We start from the raw sequence: 17,265 nt of genomic DNA on the forward strand, positions 1-17,265 counted from the left end.
CCGCACCCTAGCGCTCCACGACTCAGACCGGTTCGACCGGCGGCGGTGCGGCGCGGCGTCGGGAGTGGTGGCGCGCGCGCACTGCATCGGTACTCAGCACGATGAGCGCGAGCCAGACGAGGGAGAAGCCGACCCAGCGTTCGAGTGGCATCGCCTCCCCCATCACGACCACACCGAAGAGGAACTGGAGGATCGGATTGAGGTATTGGACGAAGCCGACGACGGTGAGCGGCAGCCGCCGAGTCGCCGCGGCGAACAAGAGGAGCGGTATGGCGGTGACGATCCCCGCGAGCGCGAGCGCGACGGTGTGCCCGGGGCCGACCGTGCCAGCGGTGAGCGCACCCAGGCCGGCGAGGACGAGAAGCTGGCCGACGGCGAGCGGCACGAGCCACGCGGTCTCGAGGGTGAGCCCGCCCACGGCCGAGACGCCGGGCCCCATCCGGTTCTTCACGTAGCCGTAGAAGCCGAACGAGAACGCGAGCGCGAGTGCGAGGACCGGCACCGTGCCGTAGCCGACCGCGAGCACGATGACGGCGATGATGCTCAGACCGACTGCGCACCACTGAGCGGGCCGCAGCCGCTCCCGCAGGAAGACGACCCCGAGTGCGACCGTGACGATGGGGTTGATGAAGTATCCGAGTGCGGCTTCGACGATGAGGCCGCTGACCGACGCGTAGACGTAGACGTGCCAGTTGACAGCGATGAGGGCCGCGGCAACAGCGCTGAGGAGCAGGATGCGACGGTCGACGACGAGGGGCCGCAGGGCGGGGAAGGAGCGCGTCGCAGCAATGATGATGAGGCAGAAGACGAGGGACAGCAGAATGCGCCACGCGACGATCTCGACCGGCCCCGTCGGCTCAAGGGCGATGAAGTAGACCGGCAGCAGACCCCAGAGTCCGTAGGCGCTGACAGCCGCGAGAAGGCCGGTCGACGAGGAACGAGGGTCGGGCACAGGCTCACTGTAGTGCCGGTCACGCGCGCTCGACGCACAGCATCAGCGCACCCACGCAGACGCCGAAAGCCTCGCAGACGCCGAGACCCCCGGCGCGCCGAAGCGCACACGGGGGTCTCGATTCGTGGGTTGTCCGCTCTAGCGGACGACCACCGCGAGCACGTCGCGCGCCGAGAGGACGAGCAGCTCGTCGCCGTCGTACTTGACCTCGGTTCCGCCGTACTTCGAGTACAGCACGCGGTCACCGACGGAGACGTCGATGGGAACGCGGTTGCCGTTGTCGTCGATGCGACCGGGGCCGACCGCCACGACCTCGCCCTCCTGGGGCTTCTCCTTGGCGGTGTCCGGGATCACGAGACCCGAAGCAGTGGTCTGCTCCGCCTCGACCTGCTTGATGACGATGCGATCTTCGAGCGGCTTGATGGAGACCGACACGGTTGACCTCTTCTTTCCTAAAGACGATGAGGGAGTTGGCACACTCGCCCTGCGAGTGCCAGCACCACTGTACCCAAGGAGTTAGCACTCATGCAATCCGAGTGCCAATGCGCGGAGCGCTCAAGGGTGGGAGGATCGCTGGCATGGAGAGCGCCGAGCTGCGAGAACTGCTGACGCCGGAGGCGCTCGCGCTGCTCGATTCGCTCGAGCCGAGCACCTCCACCGACGATGTCGTGCGGCTCGTGGGGCGGCTGCGTCGGGACGGGCATCCCGCTGGTCGCGTCGCTGCCGTGCTCTCGCAGTACCGATTGCGCCGCCGGGCCGCGGCCAAGTTCGGTCCGTTCGCCGAGCGCATGCTCTTCACCGAAGGAGGCCTCGAGCAGGCCACCCGGCTGCGCGTCGCCGCGCTCCACGCCGGTCGCTTCGCTGCCGCGGGCCTCGAGCACGTCGCCGATCTGGGCTGCGGCATCGGCGGGGACGCGATGGCGATGGCCGCGCTCGACCTGCGCGTGACCGCGGTCGAGCGCGACGAGGTCACTGCCGCCCTCGCCGCCTACAACCTGGCGCCCTGGCCGACCGCCCGGGTCGTGCACGGCGACCTGGCCTCGATCGACCTCGACGGCGTCGACGGCATCTGGCTCGACCCGGCACGGCGTGAGGGCGCGCGCCGCCTCGCCGACCCGGGCGACTGGGCGCCCCGCCTCGACACGGCCCTCGAGCTCGCCCGTCGGCGGCCGGCGGGCATCAAGCTCGGGCCGGGCATGGACCGCGGGCTGCTGCCCGATTCCGGCGAAGCGCAGTGGGTCTCCGTAGGGGGCGACGTCGTCGAGCTCGTGCTGTGGAGCGGCCGCCTCGCGCGCCCGGGCATCGGTCGCGCCGCGCTCGTGCTGGGCACCGACGACAGCGCGCACGAGCTCACCGCGGAGCACGACAGTGACGACGCAGCGGTCGGCGCCCTCGGCGAGTGGGTCTACGAGCCCGACGGCGCCGTCATCCGCGCCCGCCTCATCGGCCTGCTGGCTGGCCGCCTGGGGGGCCGGATGCTCGACCCGACGATCGCGTACATCACGGCCGACCGGCTCACGCCCACACCCTTCGCGCGCGCGTTCCGAGTTCTCGAGCGCTGGCCCCTCGACGTGCGCCTGCTGCGGCGCGAGCTTGCCGCGCGCGACATCGGCGTGCTCGAGATCAAGAAGCGCGGAGTCGACATCGACCCGGCAGTGCTGCGGCCGAAGCTGCAACTGCGCGGGGAGCACTCGGCGGTGCTCATCCTCACCCGCGCCGCGGGCGAGAAGGTCGCCCTGCTCGCCGAGCGGGCGGACGAACCGCCTCGCGCGACGAGCAGCGGCTAGCGGCGACTAGAAGCCGCCGAGGGTCGCCGCCGGGATGAAGAGCAGGGGCAGCAGGAAGATGCCGATCCAGAAGATGCCCCACAGGATCGAGATTCCCAGCCCGATGTAGCCGGTCACGAGCCCCGCGATGGCCATGCCGCGAGCGTGCGGCTCGCGCTTGAGACCCAGGTGCCCGAGGATGACGCCCGCGAGCGCGGGGAGCAGGCCGAAGCCGACGAACGAGAGCAGCAGGCCCACGATGCCGCCGATGAGCGCGAGGATGCTCAGCGTCGACGCGGGGCCGGCGGGCGCGGCCGCGTAGGGCTGTTGGCTCGCGTAGGGCTGCTGCGCGTACGGCGATGCCGCGGGCGCACCGTACGGTGCCGCTGGCGCTGCCGGCGGCGCCGCGTAGGGGTCGGGGCGTGCCGCAGGGGTCGCGGGCGGCGCAACGGGCCCAGTCGCTGCCGCGGGAGGCGGCGTCGCGGCAGGGGCCGCCTCGACCGGAGCGGGAGGCGGGGGCGGCGGCGCGGCGGTCGGCTTCTTCGCAGCCGCGGGCTTCTTCGCAGGAGCGGGCTTGTTCGCAGCGGGCTTGTTCGCAGCGGGCTTCTTGGCTGCTGCCGGCTTCTTCGCCGCGGCGAGCGGCTCGTCGGCAGCCCCCTCGTTGGCGGCGGGGCTGGGGATGTCGGTGCTGGCCATGCGGTGTCCTCGCTCGAGCGGATGACGGATGCCCTCAGCCTAGCGATCGGCGACCACGACGGGCGAGGCCTGCGGTCGCGGGACTGACGACACGGAGACGACACAGACGACGAAGGCCCGCCCGCTTCGTCGCGGACGGGCCTGAGATCGACAGCTCTAGAAGGAGCTGTAGGTGACCGCGCTGCCGAAGATGAGGAACGGCAGGATGAGCGTGACGACCCAGAAAATGATCCAGAGCACACTGAAGACGTAGCCGAGGATGGTGCCGGTGAGGGCGAGGCCGCGGCCGTTCTCCCCGGTCTTCTTGATCTGGCTGAGCGAGATGTGGCCGACGACGATGCCGGCGATGGGAATGAGGATTCCCAGGATGAGCGCGACGATCGCGAGCGTGTTGGTCTTCTGCTCGGGAGCCGACGAGTACGGCGTCGACGAGGGCTCGGGGGCGGGAGGAGGTGCGTCAGTCATGGTGCTCCTAATGGTGTCGTGGCGATACCGGGGTGGGCGATCCCATGTTTCCAGTGTCCCGAGGGGGTGTCAACGCTCGCGCGGGCGCGGCGAAGCCGCCTGCGAGCATCCCTACGCCTGAATGTGCGTGACCGGCAGCGTCGAGTCGGCGCTCACGTCGAGCGCCGAGGGCGCGTGCCCCGCGGCGATGAGCTGGGCGCCCAGCGCGGCGATCATGGCACCGTTGTCGGTGCACAGAGCGAGGGGCGGGATGCGCAGGCTCACGCCCGCCGCCGCGGCGCGCTCCTCGGCGAGCGCCCGCACGCGCGCGTTGGCGACGACTCCCCCGCCGAGCAGGAGGCGGGGAACGCCGAGATCCTGACAGGCCGCGACCGCCTTCGCCGTGAGCACGTCGGCGACCGCTTCACGGAAGCTCGCCGCGACATCCGCCACGGGCACCTCCTGGCCCGCATCACGCAGGCGCTCGACGTGCCGCGCGACCGCGGTCTTGAGCCCCGAGAACGAGAAGTCGTAGCGGTGCCTCTCGAGGTCTTTCGGCAGCGTGAGCCCGCGGGGAAAGCGGATGGCCGCCGGGTCGCCCTCCGCGGCGACGCGATCGATGTGCGGGCCGCCCGGGTACGGCAGCCCGAGCAGGCGGGCGACCTTGTCGAAGGCCTCCCCCGCGGCGTCGTCGATGGTCTCCCCCAGCAGCTCGACGTCGCTCGTGAGGTCGCGCACGAGCAGGAGGCTCGTGTGACCCCCGGAGACGAGCAGCGCCACGGTCGGCAGCTCCAGCGCGGTGCCGTCGTCGCGCAGCACGTCGGCACCGACGTGCCCGACGAGGTGGTTGACGGCGTAGAGCGGGCGGTCGAGCGCGAGAGCGAGCGCCTTTGCGGCGCCCACGCCGACCATGAGCGCGCCCGCGAGCCCCGGGCCGCTCGTGACGGCGATCGCGTCGAGGTCGGCGAGCGTCACGCCCGCCTCGGCGAGGGCCGCCCGGATGGCGGGCTCGATCGCCTCGAGATGCGCGCGTGCGGCGACCTCGGGCACGACGCCGCCGTAGCGGGCGTGCTCCTCCATCGAGGAGGAGATGACGTTGGCGAGCAGGGTCGAGCCGCGCACGATGCCGATGCCGGTCTCGTCGCAGCTCGTCTCGATGCCGAGCACGAGGCTCACGAGATCAGCTCCGCGCGCATGACGATCGCGTCGACATCGTCGGGCTGGTAGTAGCGCGGCCGCACGGCGATGCGGGCGAAGCCGTGGCGCTCGTAGAGGGCCTCCGCCCCGGGGTTGTCGGCGCGCACCTCGAGCAGCATCTCCCGCGCGCCCCGCTCCCGCGCGAGCGCGAGCAGGTGCTGCACGAGCACGGTGCCGACGCCGAGCCGCCGGTGCGTCGGGTCGACCGCGATCGTCTGCAGGTCGGCCTGCTCGGCGCGGGGCACCGCGCTCAGGCCCGCGTAGGCGACGACCTCGTCGCCCGACTCGGCCACGAGGTACACGGTGTGCGGCGAGGCGAGCTCGGCCGCCATGACGTCCCTGCTCCATGCGTCGGTCGGAAAGGTCGCACGCTCGAGGTGCATGATCGCGTCGAGGTCGGCGAGCACCGCCTCCCGCAGCCGGATGCCCGGCGCGCCGTCGGCGAGTGACGCACTCATGCCGACACCCGCTTGGGGGCGGCGAGCGTCACATCGGGTGCTCGCAAGTACAGGGGCGCCGCATCGGAGAAGGATGCGCCGGCCGCGCTGCGCGCCTGGGCCGCCCGTGCGAGCCAGACCGCGGGAATCTCGGCAACCTCGTGCACGGTGAGCCCCGGCGCGGGCGCGAAAGCGAGGCGCTCGACGAGGTGGGCCGGTTCGGCCTCCGCCGGAATCGGGAGTGCCGCGATGTAGACGGTCACCGCCACCTCCCGGCGGCGGGCATCCGTGACGACCGCGAAGCGACCGGCCACCTCGCCCGCGACGAGCAGGCGCAGCGCGACGGCCTCGTGACTCGGCACGCCGAGCACGGGAATGCCGAGACCGAGCGCGAGAACGCGCGCCGCCGCGAGACCGACCCGCAGGCCCGTGAAGGGGCCGGGGCCGATGCCTGCCGCCACCGCGGTCAGGGAGCCGCGCACGTCGGGAGCCGCGGCGAGCACCTCGGCGAGGAACGGCCCGATGACCTCCGCGTGCCGGCGAGTGTCGGGAGTCGAGCGTTCGGCGATGACCGTGCCGTCCTCGTCGAGCAGGGCGACCGAGGTTCCCGCCGAGGTGTCAATCGCCAGGATCATGTAGCCAGCCTAGGTCGGCCCAGCGGGCGCCCACTCCCTCGATGGTGACGTTGCGAGGCTCGATCGGCTCGAGCGAGGGGTCGAGGGGCGACGAGGAGTCGTCGTCGCCCGCGCCGTGCGGCCGCGCGATCGTCACGGCGAGCCACTCGTCGATGACGTGCTCGAGGAGGCCCGCCCCCCACTCGACGACGGTGATGCTCTCTGTGAAGTCGAGGTTGAGGTCGTCGAGCTCTCGCGCGTCCGCCAGCCGGTACGCATCGACGTGGACGAGCGGCGGGCCGTCCCCGCGCGGATGCGTGCGGGCGAGCACGAACGTGGGGCTCGTGACCGTGCTCCGCACGCCGAGCGCGGCCCCGAGGCCGCGCGTGAGCGTGGTCTTGCCCGCCCCGAGCTCGCCCGTGAGCAGCACGGTATCGCCCGCCCGCAGCTGCGTAGCGATGCGCGCGCCGAGCTGCTCCATGGCCTCCGGGTCGGGGATCGTGAGGTGCGCGGCACCGCTCACGAGCGCACCTCGGTGCGGGTCACCCGCCGCCCCAGCCGCGTGACGAGCTCGTAGCCGATGGTGCCCGCGGCGTCGGCCCACTCCTCGGGAGCGGGGGCGCCCGTCGCAGGGTCGCCGAAGAGCACAGCGCGATCACCCACCGCGACGTCGGCGTCGCCGACGTCGACGACGCACTGGTCCATCGCGACACGGCCGACGACGCGATGGCGCCGACCCTCGATCACGACGGGGCCGTCCACTGCGTGTCGCGGCACGCCGTCCGCATAGCCAAGCGGAACGAGCGCGAGCGTCGTCGCCCGATCGGTGCGATAGCGATAGCCGTAGGAGACCCCGGAGCCCGCGGGAACCCGCTTGACGTTCACGACGCGCGCACTGAGCTCCATCGCCGGGCGCAACGGCACGGCGCCGCGCAAGTGGTCCTCAGGGGCGATGCCGTAGAGCGCGATCCCGACGCGCACCATGTCGTAGCGCGCCGCAGGATGGTCGAGCGCGGCGGCCGACGCCGCGACGTGGCGCAGTCCGGGCTCGAGGCCCGCGGAGCGCGCCGCATCCAGGAACTCCTCGAAGGCGACGAGCTGCGCGCGGTCCTCCTCGGCCGTCGTATTCGACAGGTGGGTGAAGACGCCGCCCAGACGCAGCGAGCCCGCCGCCTGCGCGCGGGCGACCGCCTCGGCGATCGCGCCCCACTGCGCGGCGGGAGCACCGTTGCGGCTGAGCCCGGTGTCGACCTTCACGTGCACGACGGCGCGATGCCCGACCGCGGCCACGCGCTCGACCTCCGCGAGAGAGCTCACCCCGAGCTCGATGCCCGCGGCGGCCGCCGCGTCCAGGTCGGCGAGCGGGTCGTGCAGCCACGCGAGCACGGGCGCGTCGATGCCCGCGGCGCGCAGTTCGAGCGCCTCCGCGACGTCGGCCACCCCGAGATGATCGGCGCCGGCCTCGAGCGCCGCGCGTGCGGCCCGCACCGCACCGTGGCCGTAGCCGTCGGCCTTGACGACGGCCATGAAGTGGGGCGTCGGCGCTGCGCGCCGCATCCTCTCGGTGTTGTGCGCGATCGCGCTCACATCGATGCGGGCCTCGCGGAAGGGGCGCGTCATGCTGCGCCTCCCGCGGTGAAGGCGGCGTCGTCGGATTCGGCGACGACGAACGCGGTCGCGACGCCCGCGTCGTGCGACATCGACACGTGCAGGTGCGCGATGCCTCGGCTCTCCACGATCTGCGCGGCACGCCCGCTCACCCGCAGATCGGGGTTGCCCTCCGCGTCAGAGACCACCTGCATGTCGTGCCATCGCACGCCATCCGTGACCCCGAGCGCCTTGAGGAGAGCCTCCTTCGCGGCGAACCGCCCCGCGAGCGAGCGCAGCGGCAGGCCCCGCTCGGCGGGGGCGAAGAGCCGATCGATCAGGCCCGGGGTGCGGCCCACGGCGCGCTCGAAGCGGGCCAGGTCGACGACGTCGACGCCGATCCCGACGATCACGAGCGCATCCGCGGCATCGGCTACTCGACCGTCACCGACTTGGCGAGGTTGCGCGGCTGGTCGACGTCGAGTCCCTTCGCGGCCGCGAGCTCCATACCGAAGATGTGCAGGGGCACGACGGCGAGCAGCGGCTCGAAGAACGGCGACGCGAGGGGGATGCGGATGACCTCATCGGCGTGCGGCAGCACGGCGACGTCGCCTTCTTCCGCGATCGCGATGACGCGCGCGCCGCGCGCTCGGATCTCCTGGATGTTCGAGACGACCTTCGCGTGCAGCGAGCGCTCGTCGCGAGGGCTGGGCACGATCACGAACACGACCTGCCCGGGCTCGATGAGGGCGATCGGCCCGTGCTTGAGCTCGCCCGCCGCGAAGCCCTCCGCGTGGATGTACGCGAGCTCCTTGAGCTTGAGGGCTCCCTCGAGCGCGACCGGGTAGCCGACGTGGCGGCCGAGGAAGAGTACCGAGCGGGTGTCGGCCATCCAGTGGGCGAGCTCCCGGATGCGATCTCCCACCTCGAGCACCTTCGTGAGCTTCTCGGGCACCTCCTGCAGCTCCGCCACGAGGCCGCGCACCGTCTCGTCGTCGAGCGTCGCGCGCGCTTGCGCGAGCTGCAGCCCGAAGAGGTACATCGCGGTGATCTGCGCCACGAAGGCCTTGGTCGAGGCGACCGCGACCTCGGGGCCCGCGTGCGTGTAGATGACGGCGTCCGACTCGCGCGGAATCGTCGCGCCCTGCGTGTTGCAGATCGAGAGCGTGCGCGCTCCCGCCTCGCGGGCGAACTTCACGGCCATGAGCGTGTCCATCGTCTCGCCCGACTGGCTCACCGAGATCACCAGGGTCGAGGTCGACAGCACGGGGTCGCGGTAGCGGAACTCGTGCGCGAGCTCGACGTCGACCGGCACCCTCGCCCACTGCTCGATCGCGTACTTGCCGACGAGGCCCGCGTAGGCGGCCGTGCCGCACGCGATGATGAGCACGCGATCGATGCCACGCAGAACATCGTCGCCCAGAGCATCCAGCTCGGGAACATGGACGAGCCCGTCGCTCACCCGGCCGAGGATCGTCTTCGCGATCGCCTCCGGCTCCTCGCTGATCTCCTTCGCCATGAAGCTCGACCAGCCGCCCTTCTCGGCCGCCGTCGCATCCCAGTCGACCTCGAAGGTCTTCGGCGTCACCGCGACGCCGTCGAAGCCGACGACCTCGACGCTGTCGGGGCGGATCGTGACGAGCTGGTCCTGCCCGATCTCCATCGCGCGGTGCGTGTGCTCGACGAATGCCGCGACGTCTGAGCCGAGGAAGTTCTCGCCATCGCCGAGGCCGATCACGAGCGGAGAGTTGCGGCGAGCGCCCACGACGACGCCCGGCTGGCCGGCGTGCACGGCGAGAAGCGTGAAGGCACCCTCGAGCCTCTGGACGACATGCAGCATGGCCGCGGTCAGATCGCCCGTCTCGCGGTAGGCCTCCCCCACGAGGAGGGCGGCCACCTCGGAGTCGGTCTCGCTGTGGAACTCGTGGCCGCGCGCGACGAGCTCCTCTTTGAGGGGGGCGAAGTTCTCGATGATGCCGTTGTGGATGAGGGCGAGCTGGCCGCCGTCGCCGAGGTGCGGGTGGGCGTTCTCATCGGTCGGCCCGCCGTGGGTCGCCCATCGCGTGTGGCCGATGCCGGTGCCGCCGTCGGCGAGAGCCGTCGCACCGAGGTCGTCGGTGAGCACGCGCAGCTTGCCCGCATGCTTGCGGGTGCCCAACGCCCCCTGATCGTCGATGACAGCGACGCCCGCCGAGTCGTAGCCGCGGTACTCCAGGCGCTTCAGGCCGCCGAGCAGCACCTCGACACTGCCCCGAGGGCCGACGTATCCCACGATTCCACACATGACTGTCGATTCTAGGGCTCCGTGGACGGGAGTAACGTGGAGCCGATGCCCGAGGCGAGCGCAGCGCGCGAGACCAGTCCCTTCGTCGAGATCGATCGCCGACGGTGGGCGGCGCTCGCCCCCGCCACGCCGCAGCCGCTCACCGAGCAGGAGCTCGTGCAACTGCGGGGTCTCGGCGACTCACTGGATCTGCGCGAAGTGGCCGAGGTGTACGTGCCCTTGAGCCGTCTGCTCAACCTCTACGCGGCGGGCGCCCGCGATCTGCACTCGGCGACGCGCAGCTTCCTCGGCGAGAGCGGGCGCAGCACGCCCTTCGTCATCGGGGTCGCCGGCTCCGTGGCGGTCGGCAAATCGACGATCGCCCGACTGCTGCGCGAGCTGCTCTCGCGGTGGGAGGACACCCCGCGCGTCGAGCGCGTCACGACGGACGGTTTCCTGCTGCCCACCGCCGAGCTCGCGCGCCGAGGCATCCTGCACCGCAAGGGGTTCCCCGAGTCCTACGATCGCCGCGCCCTCCTCCGATTCGTCTCGCGCGTCAAGTCGGGCGTCGAAGAGGTGCGCGCGCCGGTCTACTCGCACCTGACCTACGACCGCGTTCCCGATGCCGAGATCATCGTGCGGCGGCCCGACATCCTCATCGTCGAAGGGCTCAACGTGCTGCAGCCCCCAGGGCCGGGGGCGAGTCTCGCCGTGAGCGACCTGTTCGACTTCACCGTCTACGTCGACGCCCGCACGAGCGATATCGCGCAGTGGTACGAAGACCGCTTCCTCGCCCTGCAGAGCGGCGCCTTCGCCGACCCGCGCAGCTACTTCCACCGCTACGCCACGCTCTCCCACGACGAAGCCGTCGCCAAGGCGCGCGAGATCTGGCGCGAGATCAACGAGCCGAACCTCGTCGAGAACATCCTGCCGACGCGCGCGCGCGCGTCTCTCGTGCTGCGCAAGGAGCACGACCACACCGTGTCGACCGTCCTCTTGAGGAAGATCTGATGGCGAGCCACGAGAAGTACACCCACGGACACCACGAGAGCGTCCTGGCCGCGCACCGCTGGCGCACGATCGCGAACTCCGCCCACTACCTCGAACCCCACCTGGTGGCCGGTCGCTCGCTGCTCGACGTCGGCTGCGGGCCGGGAACCATCACCGCCGAGTTCGCCGAGCGACTCGCGCCGGGTCGAGTGGTCGGCGTGGATGCCGCTCCTGATGCCCTCGACGCGGCCGCCGAACTCGAGTCGAGCGCGGAGTTCGTCCTCGGCGACGCCTACGCGCTGCCGTTCGACGACCAGACTTTCGACATCGTGCACACCCATCAGACCCTGCAACACGTGCAGGACCCCGTGGCGATGCTGCGCGAGATGGCACGCGTGGCTCGCGAGGGAGGCGTAGTGGCCGCGCGCGAAGTCGACTACGCCGCCACCACGTGGTTTCCCCTCCTGCCGGAGCTCGAGCTGTGGCTCGACGTCGTGCGCCGGGTGCACCGCGCGAACGGCGGCGAGCCCGATGCCGGGCGGCACCTCACGAGCTGGGCGCTCGACGCCGGGCTCTCCGCACCGCAGTTCATGGCCTCCGCGTGGGCCTTCACGACAGCGCAGGAGCGCGAGTGGTGGGGTGGAGCGTGGGCGGAGCGCGCACTCCACTCGAGCTTCGCGACCGACGCCCTCGAGGGCGGGCACGCCACCGTCGACGAGCTGCACGCGATCAGCGCCGCCTGGCGCACGTGGGCTGCCGATGAGCGTGGCTACTTCTCGATGACCCACACCGAGCTGCTCGCCACGGTCTGAGCGCGGCGTGGGCGCCTGAGGCGGGAGCCCTAGACGCCCAGCTCGGCCGACACGATGGCGGCGAGCCTCTCGGCGACCGCCTGCGCGGTCTCCTGGTCTGCCGCCTCGACCATGACGCGCACCATCGGCTCGGTGCCGCTCGCCCGCAGCAGCACACGTCCGCTGTCGCCGAGCAGCGCTTCCTCCGCGGCGACGGCCTCCGCGAGGGGAGCACTGTCGTGAACGCGCGTGCGGTCCACGCCGCGCACGTTGATGAGCACCTGGGGGAAGACCGTCATGACGTCGGCGAGCTCGGCGAGCGTGCGCCCCGTGCGCGCCATCTCGGCGGCGAGCTGCAGGCCCGTGAGGATGCCGTCGCCGGTCGTCGCGTGCTCCTGGAAGATGATGTGGCCAGACTGCTCGCCGCCGAGGCTCAAGCCGTGCTGCGCGAGCGCCTCGAGCACATACCGGTCGCCGACCTTCGTCTGGATGACCGTGATGCCGTGCTCGGCCATGGCGCGCGAGAGACCGAGGTTGCTCATGACCGTCGTGACGAGGGTGCTCTGGGCGAGCATGCCGCGACGCTGCATCGAGACGGCGAGGATCGCCATGATCTGGTCGCCGTCGATGATGCGCCCGTCGGCATCGACCGCGAGGCAGCGGTCGGCGTCACCATCGTGGGCGATGCCGAAGTCGGCGCGCTGCTCGAGCACGGCACGCTGCAGCGGCTCGAGGTGGGTCGAGCCCACGCCGTCGTTGATGTTGAGGCCGTCGGGGTCAGACCCGATGACGCTCACCGAGGCACCGGCGTCGCTGAACACCTGCGGCGAGATGCCCGCCGCAGCGCCGTGCGCGCAATCGATGACGATGTGCAGGCCGTCGAGCCGAGCATCCAGGGTGCGCAGCAGGTGCAGCAGGTAGCGGTCCTCCGCATCGGCGAATCGGCGGATGCGCCCCACCGCCTCGCCCGTCGGCGCGAGCTTTTCGCCCTCGAGTGCACCCTCGATGCGGTCCTCCACCTCGTCGGGCAGCTTGGTGCCGCCGAAGGAGAAGAACTTGATGCCGTTGTCGGGCGCGGGGTTGTGCGATGCCGAGATCATGACGCCGAAGTCAGCCCCGATGTCGCCGACGAGGAAGGCGGCGGCGGGGGTGGGGATGACACCGGCATCGAGCACGTCGATGCCCGAGCTCGCGAGCCCCGCCGACACGGCCGCCGTCAGGAACTCCCCCGACACGCGCGGGTCGCGCGCGACGATCGCCGTCGGGCGCTTGCCTTGAGCGCGCAACTCATCGGCGTGCCGACCCTGCGTGAGCACGCGAGCGGCGGCCTGGGAGAGGCCGAGGGCCAGGTCAGCGGTGAGATCACCGTTGGCCAGCCCTCGAACCCCGTCCGTGCCGAAAAGGCGACCCATGTGGGTGGTCCGAAACTCGGAGGCGACTAGCGCTTCGAGTACTGCGGAGCCTTGCGCGCCTTCTTGAGACCAGCCTTCTTGCGCTCGATCACGCGAGCGTCGCGCGTGAGGAACCCGGCCTTCTTGAGGGTCGCGCGGTTGTTCTCACGGTCGATCTCGTTGAGTGCGCGCGCGATGGCGAGGCGCAGCGCGCCCGCCTGACCCGAAGGGCCGCCACCGGTGATGCGCGCGGTGACGTCGTAGGCGCCCCCGAGCTGCAGCACGGTGAAGGGGTCGTTGATGAGCTGCTGGTGCAGCTTGTTGGGGAAGTACTCCTCGAGGGTGCGGCCGTTCACCACGTAGGTGCCTGCGCCGGGCGCGATGCGCACGCGGGCGATCGCCTGCTTGCGGCGGCCCACTGCTGCGCCCGACACGGAGAGGATCGCGCGGGGCGCGGCCTCCGCTGCGGGGGCGGTCGACTCGGTCGAGTAGCTCGAGGGGGCGACCTCGGTCGCCGCGTCGGTGCTCGTGTTGTCGCTGTTCGTCACGTCTGCCACGTTGCTCATTGTCCTTAGCGTCGTCGGCGGCCGCTACTGAGCGACCTGGTCGAGGGTGTAGGTCTTCGGCTGCTGCGCAGCGTGGGGGTGCTCGGCACCCGCGTAGACCTTGAGCTTCTTGATCTGAGCGCGGCCGAGCGAGTTCTTCGGCAGCATGCCGCGAATCGCCTTCTCGACGGCGCGAACGGGGTTCTTCTCGAGGAGCTCGGAGTAGCTCATCGCCGACAGGCCGCCCGGGTAGCCCGAGTGGCGGTAGGCCATCTTCTGCTCGAGCTTGGCGCCGGTGAGGGCGACCTTCTCGGCGTTGACGACGATGACGAAGTCGCCCATGTCCATGTGCTGGGCGAAGGTGGGCTTGTGCTTGCCGCGCAGGAGAACGGCGGCGTGGCTGGCGAGGCGGCCGAGGACGACATCGGTTGCGTCGATGACGACCCAGTCGCGCTGAATGTCAGCGGGCGTGGGGCTGAAGGTGCGCGTCACAGTGCGTACTTTCTGGTCGAGGTGTTCGCGAATCCCACTCCGGTGGGAGTTCTCGACGCAGATCGCGCGAGAACGCCTCGGTGGAGGGCTCAACTGGATGCCCGTCGGCGACGGACACCAAGGGGAGAGCCTACTCGGCCGAGGCCCGCCGGTCAATCTGAGAGCAGAGGGTCCCGTCGCGCGCGGGTCTGCTCGGCGCGGGCCGCGAGCTCGGCGTCGGGCGGGTAGCCCACCTCGACGAGCGTGAGCCCGTGCGCGCCCACGACAGGAGCGGCGCCGGTTCGGCGCGCTCCATCGAGGACGGTGAGCAGGGCATCCTCGTCGAGGCGCCCGGCACCGACTGCGATCGCCGCACCGACGAGAGCGCGCACCATCGAGTGGCAGAAGGCATCCGCGCGCACGTGGCCGATGAGTGCGCCGTCCTCATCGCGCGACCACGAGTAGTCGAGCAGGGTGCGGATCGTCGTCGCGCCCTCGCGCGCCTTGCAGAATGCCGCGAAGTCGTGAAGGCCCGTGAGCGCACGACTCGCGGAGTCCATCGCGGCGAGATCGAGAGTCTCGTCGACCCACAGCGTGTGGCCGCGACGTCGGGGGTCGCGCGGGCCCGCGCGGTCGACGAGGCGGTACTCGTAGCGGCGCCACAGGGCGGAGAACCGCGCGTCGAACCCGGCGGGTGCGCGCGTCGCGTCGCGCACGACGAGGTCGCCGTGGCGACCGGCGATGCCGTTGAGCCGGCGGCGCAGGGAGGCCGCGGGGCCGCCCTCCCGCGGGCCGCGCCGCCGGTCGCGCTGGGCGATCTCGTGCCACTCCTCGGGCGACAGCTCCAGGTGGGCGACCTGCCCGATGGCGTGCACTCCCGCATCGGTGCGCCCCGCGACCGTGAGCCTCGGGGCGTCCACGGGGTCGGCGCCCCGGCGCAGGATCGTCGCGAGCGCAGCGCCCAGCTCGCCCTCGACCGTGCGCAGGCCGGGCTGCCGGCTCCAGCCGGAGAACGCCGCGCCGTCGTAGGCGAGGTCGAGCCGAAGGCGCACAGTGTTCACGGCCGACCATCCTACGATGGGGCGCACGGGTCGGCGGTCGTCCGCCCCGAGGCTCGATGACGAGACGACGGCGATTCGGGGGAGCATGTTCCAGACACCGCGACCCGTCGAGAGCGCGGACGCGCGGCGCCTGCCGGGTCTCGACGGCCTCCGGGCGCTCGCGATCGTGCTCGTGCTCGCCTACCACCTCTTCCCCGGCCTCGCGCCGGGCGGCTTCCTCGGCGTCGACGTCTTCCTCGTCGTGAGCGGCTACCTCATCACGACTCTCCTCCTCGAGGAGCACGGCCGGTCGGGCGGCATCGCTCTGCGGCGCTTCTGGGTTCGGCGCGCGCGGCGGCTGCTGCCCGCTCTCGTGCTCGTCGTGACGGTCTCCGCGGGTCTCGCCGCACTCATCGGCGGCGACGTGCTCGTGGGTATCGGCTGGCAGCTCGTCGGGGCGTTGACGTTCAGCTACAACTGGTTCTCGATCGCGACGGGAGCGGACTACCTGACGCAGACGAGCCCCGAGCTGCTGCGGCACCTCTGGTCGCTCGCGGTGGAGGAGCAGTTCTACCTGCTCTGGCCGCTCGTGCTGCTCGCGCTGCTCGCGATTCCTCGGTCGAGCATCCGCATCGCCCTCGTGAGCGCGCTCGCGATCTCGTCTGCCGCGGCGATGGCGCTCCTCACCGGCGACCCCGCCCTCGACACAGCAGCAGCCTCCGCCGCTTACTTCTCGACTCTCACCCACGGCTTCGGGCTCGCGGCCGGCGCCGCACTCGCCCTCCTCCGCGCGCGGCGCTCGAGGGTCACCGCGGGCCCCGCACGCGCGCGAATGCTCACCGATGTCGGCGGGGTGCTTGCGGGTCTCGGCCTCGTCGGGCTCTCCCTCGTGCTCACGATCGATGGTGCGGCGACGTATCGCGGCGGTCTGGTCGTCGCCGTCGTGCTCACTCTCGCGGTCATCGCCTCTGCCGACCGGCCCGAGAGCCGGCTCACCACCCTTCTGGATGCTCCGCTCCCGCGCTGGGTCGGTGAGAGGTCCTACGGGCTGTACCTGTGGCACTGGCCCGTGATCGTGCTGCTCGGAGCGCAACTGCCCGCGCTCGACCGCGCAAACCTCGGCGATACCTGGCTGCTCGGGGTGATCGCGCTCACGGGCTCTGTACTGCTGGCGGCCGCGAGCTACCGACTCGTGGAGTCGCCCTTCCGTCGCGCGCCTCACGCTGCGCAGCCCCTGACCCTGCGCGCCCTCGCGGCCGTCGGCGCCCTCGCGCTCCTGGCTGCCGCGAGCACCGCGGTCGCGCAGGCGCCTCCCCGCTCAGAGGCAGCCGAGCTCATCGCCGCCGGCCGACTGGCCGTCGAGGAGTCGCAGCGTCGCACCGACCGTCCGGCACCGCGGGACGAGGAGCCCGCGGCGACGGTGGGCAGCACGCTGCCCTCGGGCGACGAGATCACCGCGATCGGCGACTCCGTCATGCTGGCGGCGGCGCCGCAGCTGCAGGAACGGTTCCCCGGCATCGCGATCGACGCGGTCGTGTCTCGGCAGATGCGTCAGGCACCGCAGATCGTGCGCTCCCTCGTGGAGTCGGACCGCCTGCGCGGCACGGTCGTACTCGGGCTCGGCACGAACGGCCCGATCGACCCGGAGACGCTCCATGAGGTGCGGGCGCTTCTCGGCCCCGAGCGCACTCTCGTGCTCGTGAGCGCGCAGGCACCGCGCGGGTGGACGGAGGGTGTCAACGCCGACCTCGTGGACTTCGCGCGCACCTATCGGCTCGTCGAACTGAGCGACTGGCGTGCGGCCATCAGCCCTCGGCTCTCCCTGCTCGCACCCGACCAGATCCACCCGGGCCCGACCGGCGGGCAGGTGTATACCGAGACGCTCGTCGCGGCGTTGCAGCGCATCGCCGATCTGCCTCCGCTCGTCGACTACGACGAGAACCCCGGTCTTCATCGACCGCGCTAGCTGTATTTCCCCGTGAGGTTGTGAACGCGGGAGGCTGGGGTTGATCCGCCGATGCCGGTGTGGGGTCGGTGGTGATTGTAGTGATGCAGCCACCTCGGGTAGTCAGCTGCGCGCG

The 17,265-nt window shown here is 71.6% G+C and carries 20 protein-coding genes; 4 read left to right on the forward strand and 16 right to left on the reverse strand.

Going from position 1 to position 17,265, the window contains the following annotated elements:
- Positions 1–22 precede the first annotated feature (22 nt).
- The gene (gene rarD / locus FK219_RS07945; RefSeq protein WP_152582530.1) at positions 23–952 is read right to left on the reverse strand and encodes an EamA family transporter RarD; all 930 of its coding nucleotides are present in this window, start codon (positions 950–952) and stop codon (positions 23–25) included.
- Positions 953–1,090: 138 nt separating this feature from the next.
- A complete protein-coding gene (gene groES / locus FK219_RS07950; protein WP_152582531.1) occupies positions 1,091–1,387 on the reverse strand; it encodes a co-chaperone GroES in 297 nt (98 codons plus the stop codon).
- A gap of 143 nt (positions 1,388–1,530) precedes the next feature.
- Between groES and FK219_RS07955 the strand changes: the two genes are divergently transcribed.
- On the forward strand, positions 1,531–2,739 hold the full coding sequence (locus FK219_RS07955) for a class I SAM-dependent methyltransferase (protein ID WP_152582532.1): 1,209 nt from the start codon (positions 1,531–1,533) through the stop codon (positions 2,737–2,739).
- A gap of 6 nt (positions 2,740–2,745) precedes the next feature.
- Here FK219_RS07955 and FK219_RS07960 read toward each other — a convergent pair whose 3' ends face one another.
- From FK219_RS07960 to glmS, 9 genes are all read right to left on the reverse strand, one after another.
- Entirely contained in the window at positions 2,746–3,414 is a 669-nt protein-coding gene (locus FK219_RS07960; protein ID WP_152582533.1) for a DUF4190 domain-containing protein, read from the reverse strand.
- A 156-nt stretch (positions 3,415–3,570) separates the two neighbouring features.
- A complete protein-coding gene (locus tag FK219_RS07965) occupies positions 3,571–3,879 on the reverse strand; it encodes a DUF4190 domain-containing protein (protein WP_152582534.1) in 309 nt (102 codons plus the stop codon).
- Between the two features lie 111 nt (positions 3,880–3,990).
- Entirely contained in the window at positions 3,991–5,034 is a 1,044-nt protein-coding gene (gene tsaD, locus FK219_RS07970; protein WP_152582535.1) for a tRNA (adenosine(37)-N6)-threonylcarbamoyltransferase complex transferase subunit TsaD, read from the reverse strand.
- Positions 5,031–5,513, reverse strand: a complete 483-nt coding sequence (rimI, locus tag FK219_RS07975) for a ribosomal protein S18-alanine N-acetyltransferase (protein WP_152582536.1) — start codon at positions 5,511–5,513, stop codon at positions 5,031–5,033. Before rimI ends, tsaD begins: the two co-directional genes overlap by 4 nt.
- Positions 5,510–6,127, reverse strand: a complete 618-nt coding sequence (gene tsaB, locus FK219_RS07980) for a tRNA (adenosine(37)-N6)-threonylcarbamoyltransferase complex dimerization subunit type 1 TsaB (RefSeq protein ID WP_152582537.1) — start codon at positions 6,125–6,127, stop codon at positions 5,510–5,512. The genes rimI and tsaB overlap by 4 nt, the downstream gene beginning before the upstream one ends.
- The gene (gene tsaE / locus FK219_RS07985; RefSeq protein WP_328821647.1) at positions 6,111–6,629 is read right to left on the reverse strand and encodes a tRNA (adenosine(37)-N6)-threonylcarbamoyltransferase complex ATPase subunit type 1 TsaE; all 519 of its coding nucleotides are present in this window, start codon (positions 6,627–6,629) and stop codon (positions 6,111–6,113) included. Before tsaE ends, tsaB begins: the two co-directional genes overlap by 17 nt.
- The gene (alr, locus tag FK219_RS07990) at positions 6,626–7,726 is read right to left on the reverse strand and encodes an alanine racemase (RefSeq protein ID WP_152582538.1); all 1,101 of its coding nucleotides are present in this window, start codon (positions 7,724–7,726) and stop codon (positions 6,626–6,628) included. The genes tsaE and alr overlap by 4 nt, the downstream gene beginning before the upstream one ends.
- A complete protein-coding gene (locus FK219_RS07995) occupies positions 7,723–8,106 on the reverse strand; it encodes a holo-ACP synthase (protein WP_152582539.1) in 384 nt (127 codons plus the stop codon). The genes alr and FK219_RS07995 overlap by 4 nt, the downstream gene beginning before the upstream one ends.
- A gap of 20 nt (positions 8,107–8,126) precedes the next feature.
- On the reverse strand, positions 8,127–9,977 hold the full coding sequence (gene glmS / locus FK219_RS08000) for a glutamine--fructose-6-phosphate transaminase (isomerizing) (RefSeq protein ID WP_152582540.1): 1,851 nt from the start codon (positions 9,975–9,977) through the stop codon (positions 8,127–8,129).
- A gap of 45 nt (positions 9,978–10,022) precedes the next feature.
- Here glmS and coaA point away from each other — a divergent pair, with 45 nt between their 5' ends.
- The gene (gene coaA, locus FK219_RS08005; protein WP_152582541.1) at positions 10,023–10,967 is read left to right on the forward strand and encodes a type I pantothenate kinase; all 945 of its coding nucleotides are present in this window, start codon (positions 10,023–10,025) and stop codon (positions 10,965–10,967) included.
- Complete coding sequence (locus FK219_RS08010) at positions 10,967–11,758, forward strand: methyltransferase domain-containing protein (protein ID WP_152582542.1); 792 nt, start codon at positions 10,967–10,969, stop codon at positions 11,756–11,758. Before coaA ends, FK219_RS08010 begins: the two co-directional genes overlap by 1 nt.
- Positions 11,759–11,787: 29 nt before the next feature.
- Here FK219_RS08010 and glmM read toward each other — a convergent pair whose 3' ends face one another.
- From glmM to FK219_RS08030, 4 genes are all read right to left on the reverse strand, one after another.
- Positions 11,788–13,149, reverse strand: a complete 1,362-nt coding sequence (glmM, locus tag FK219_RS08015; RefSeq protein ID WP_152582543.1) for a phosphoglucosamine mutase — start codon at positions 13,147–13,149, stop codon at positions 11,788–11,790.
- 26 nt (positions 13,150–13,175) lie between these two features.
- Positions 13,176–13,694 carry a 30S ribosomal protein S9 gene (rpsI, locus tag FK219_RS08020; protein WP_152582544.1) on the reverse strand — a complete coding sequence of 173 codons (519 nt, stop codon included), beginning with the start codon at positions 13,692–13,694 and terminating at the stop codon, positions 13,176–13,178.
- Positions 13,695–13,718: 24 nt separating this feature from the next.
- Positions 13,719–14,165 carry a 50S ribosomal protein L13 gene (gene rplM, locus FK219_RS08025; protein WP_152582545.1) on the reverse strand — a complete coding sequence of 149 codons (447 nt, stop codon included), beginning with the start codon at positions 14,163–14,165 and terminating at the stop codon, positions 13,719–13,721.
- Between the two features lie 152 nt (positions 14,166–14,317).
- Positions 14,318–15,196, reverse strand: coding sequence for a tRNA pseudouridine synthase A (locus FK219_RS08030; RefSeq protein ID WP_328821648.1), 879 nt, complete (start codon positions 15,194–15,196; stop codon positions 14,318–14,320).
- Between the two features lie 25 nt (positions 15,197–15,221).
- On the opposite strand from FK219_RS08030, the gene FK219_RS08035 reads away from it, so the two are divergent.
- A complete protein-coding gene (locus tag FK219_RS08035) occupies positions 15,222–17,150 on the forward strand; it encodes an acyltransferase family protein (RefSeq protein ID WP_152582547.1) in 1,929 nt (642 codons plus the stop codon).
- On the opposite strand, the gene FK219_RS08040 is transcribed toward FK219_RS08035, so the two are convergent.
- Positions 17,147–17,265: integrase core domain-containing protein (locus FK219_RS08040; RefSeq protein ID WP_152582548.1), on the reverse strand; the 119-nt coding region annotated here is incomplete at its 5' end. The genes FK219_RS08035 and FK219_RS08040 overlap by 4 nt on opposite strands.

The sequence above is a fragment of the Microcella pacifica genome, from assembly GCF_009371975.2.
Taxonomy (GTDB): domain Bacteria; phylum Actinomycetota; class Actinomycetes; order Actinomycetales; family Microbacteriaceae; genus Microcella; species Microcella pacifica.

Coding starts and splice junctions, on each gene's coding strand:
- glmM (WP_152582543.1), bottom strand. CDS start 13,149: ATGGGTCGCCTTTTCGGCACGGACGGGGTTCGAGGGCTGGCCAACGGT.
- rpsI (WP_152582544.1), bottom strand. CDS start 13,694: ATGAGCAACGTGGCAGACGTGACGAACAGCGACAACACGAGCACCGAC.
- FK219_RS07960 (WP_152582533.1), bottom strand. CDS start 3,414: ATGGCCAGCACCGACATCCCCAGCCCCGCCGCCAACGAGGGGGCTGCC.
- rimI (WP_152582536.1), bottom strand. CDS start 5,513: ATGAGTGCGTCACTCGCCGACGGCGCGCCGGGCATCCGGCTGCGGGAG.
- FK219_RS07955 (WP_152582532.1), top strand. CDS start 1,531: ATGGAGAGCGCCGAGCTGCGAGAACTGCTGACGCCGGAGGCGCTCGCG.
- FK219_RS08035 (WP_152582547.1), top strand. CDS start 15,222: ATGGGGCGCACGGGTCGGCGGTCGTCCGCCCCGAGGCTCGATGACGAG.
- alr (WP_152582538.1), bottom strand. CDS start 7,726: ATGACGCGCCCCTTCCGCGAGGCCCGCATCGATGTGAGCGCGATCGCG.
- glmS (WP_152582540.1), bottom strand. CDS start 9,977: ATGTGTGGAATCGTGGGATACGTCGGCCCTCGGGGCAGTGTCGAGGTG.
- FK219_RS07965 (WP_152582534.1), bottom strand. CDS start 3,879: ATGACTGACGCACCTCCTCCCGCCCCCGAGCCCTCGTCGACGCCGTAC.
- FK219_RS08010 (WP_152582542.1), top strand. CDS start 10,967: ATGGCGAGCCACGAGAAGTACACCCACGGACACCACGAGAGCGTCCTG.
- coaA (WP_152582541.1), top strand. CDS start 10,023: ATGCCCGAGGCGAGCGCAGCGCGCGAGACCAGTCCCTTCGTCGAGATC.
- tsaB (WP_152582537.1), bottom strand. CDS start 6,127: ATGATCCTGGCGATTGACACCTCGGCGGGAACCTCGGTCGCCCTGCTC.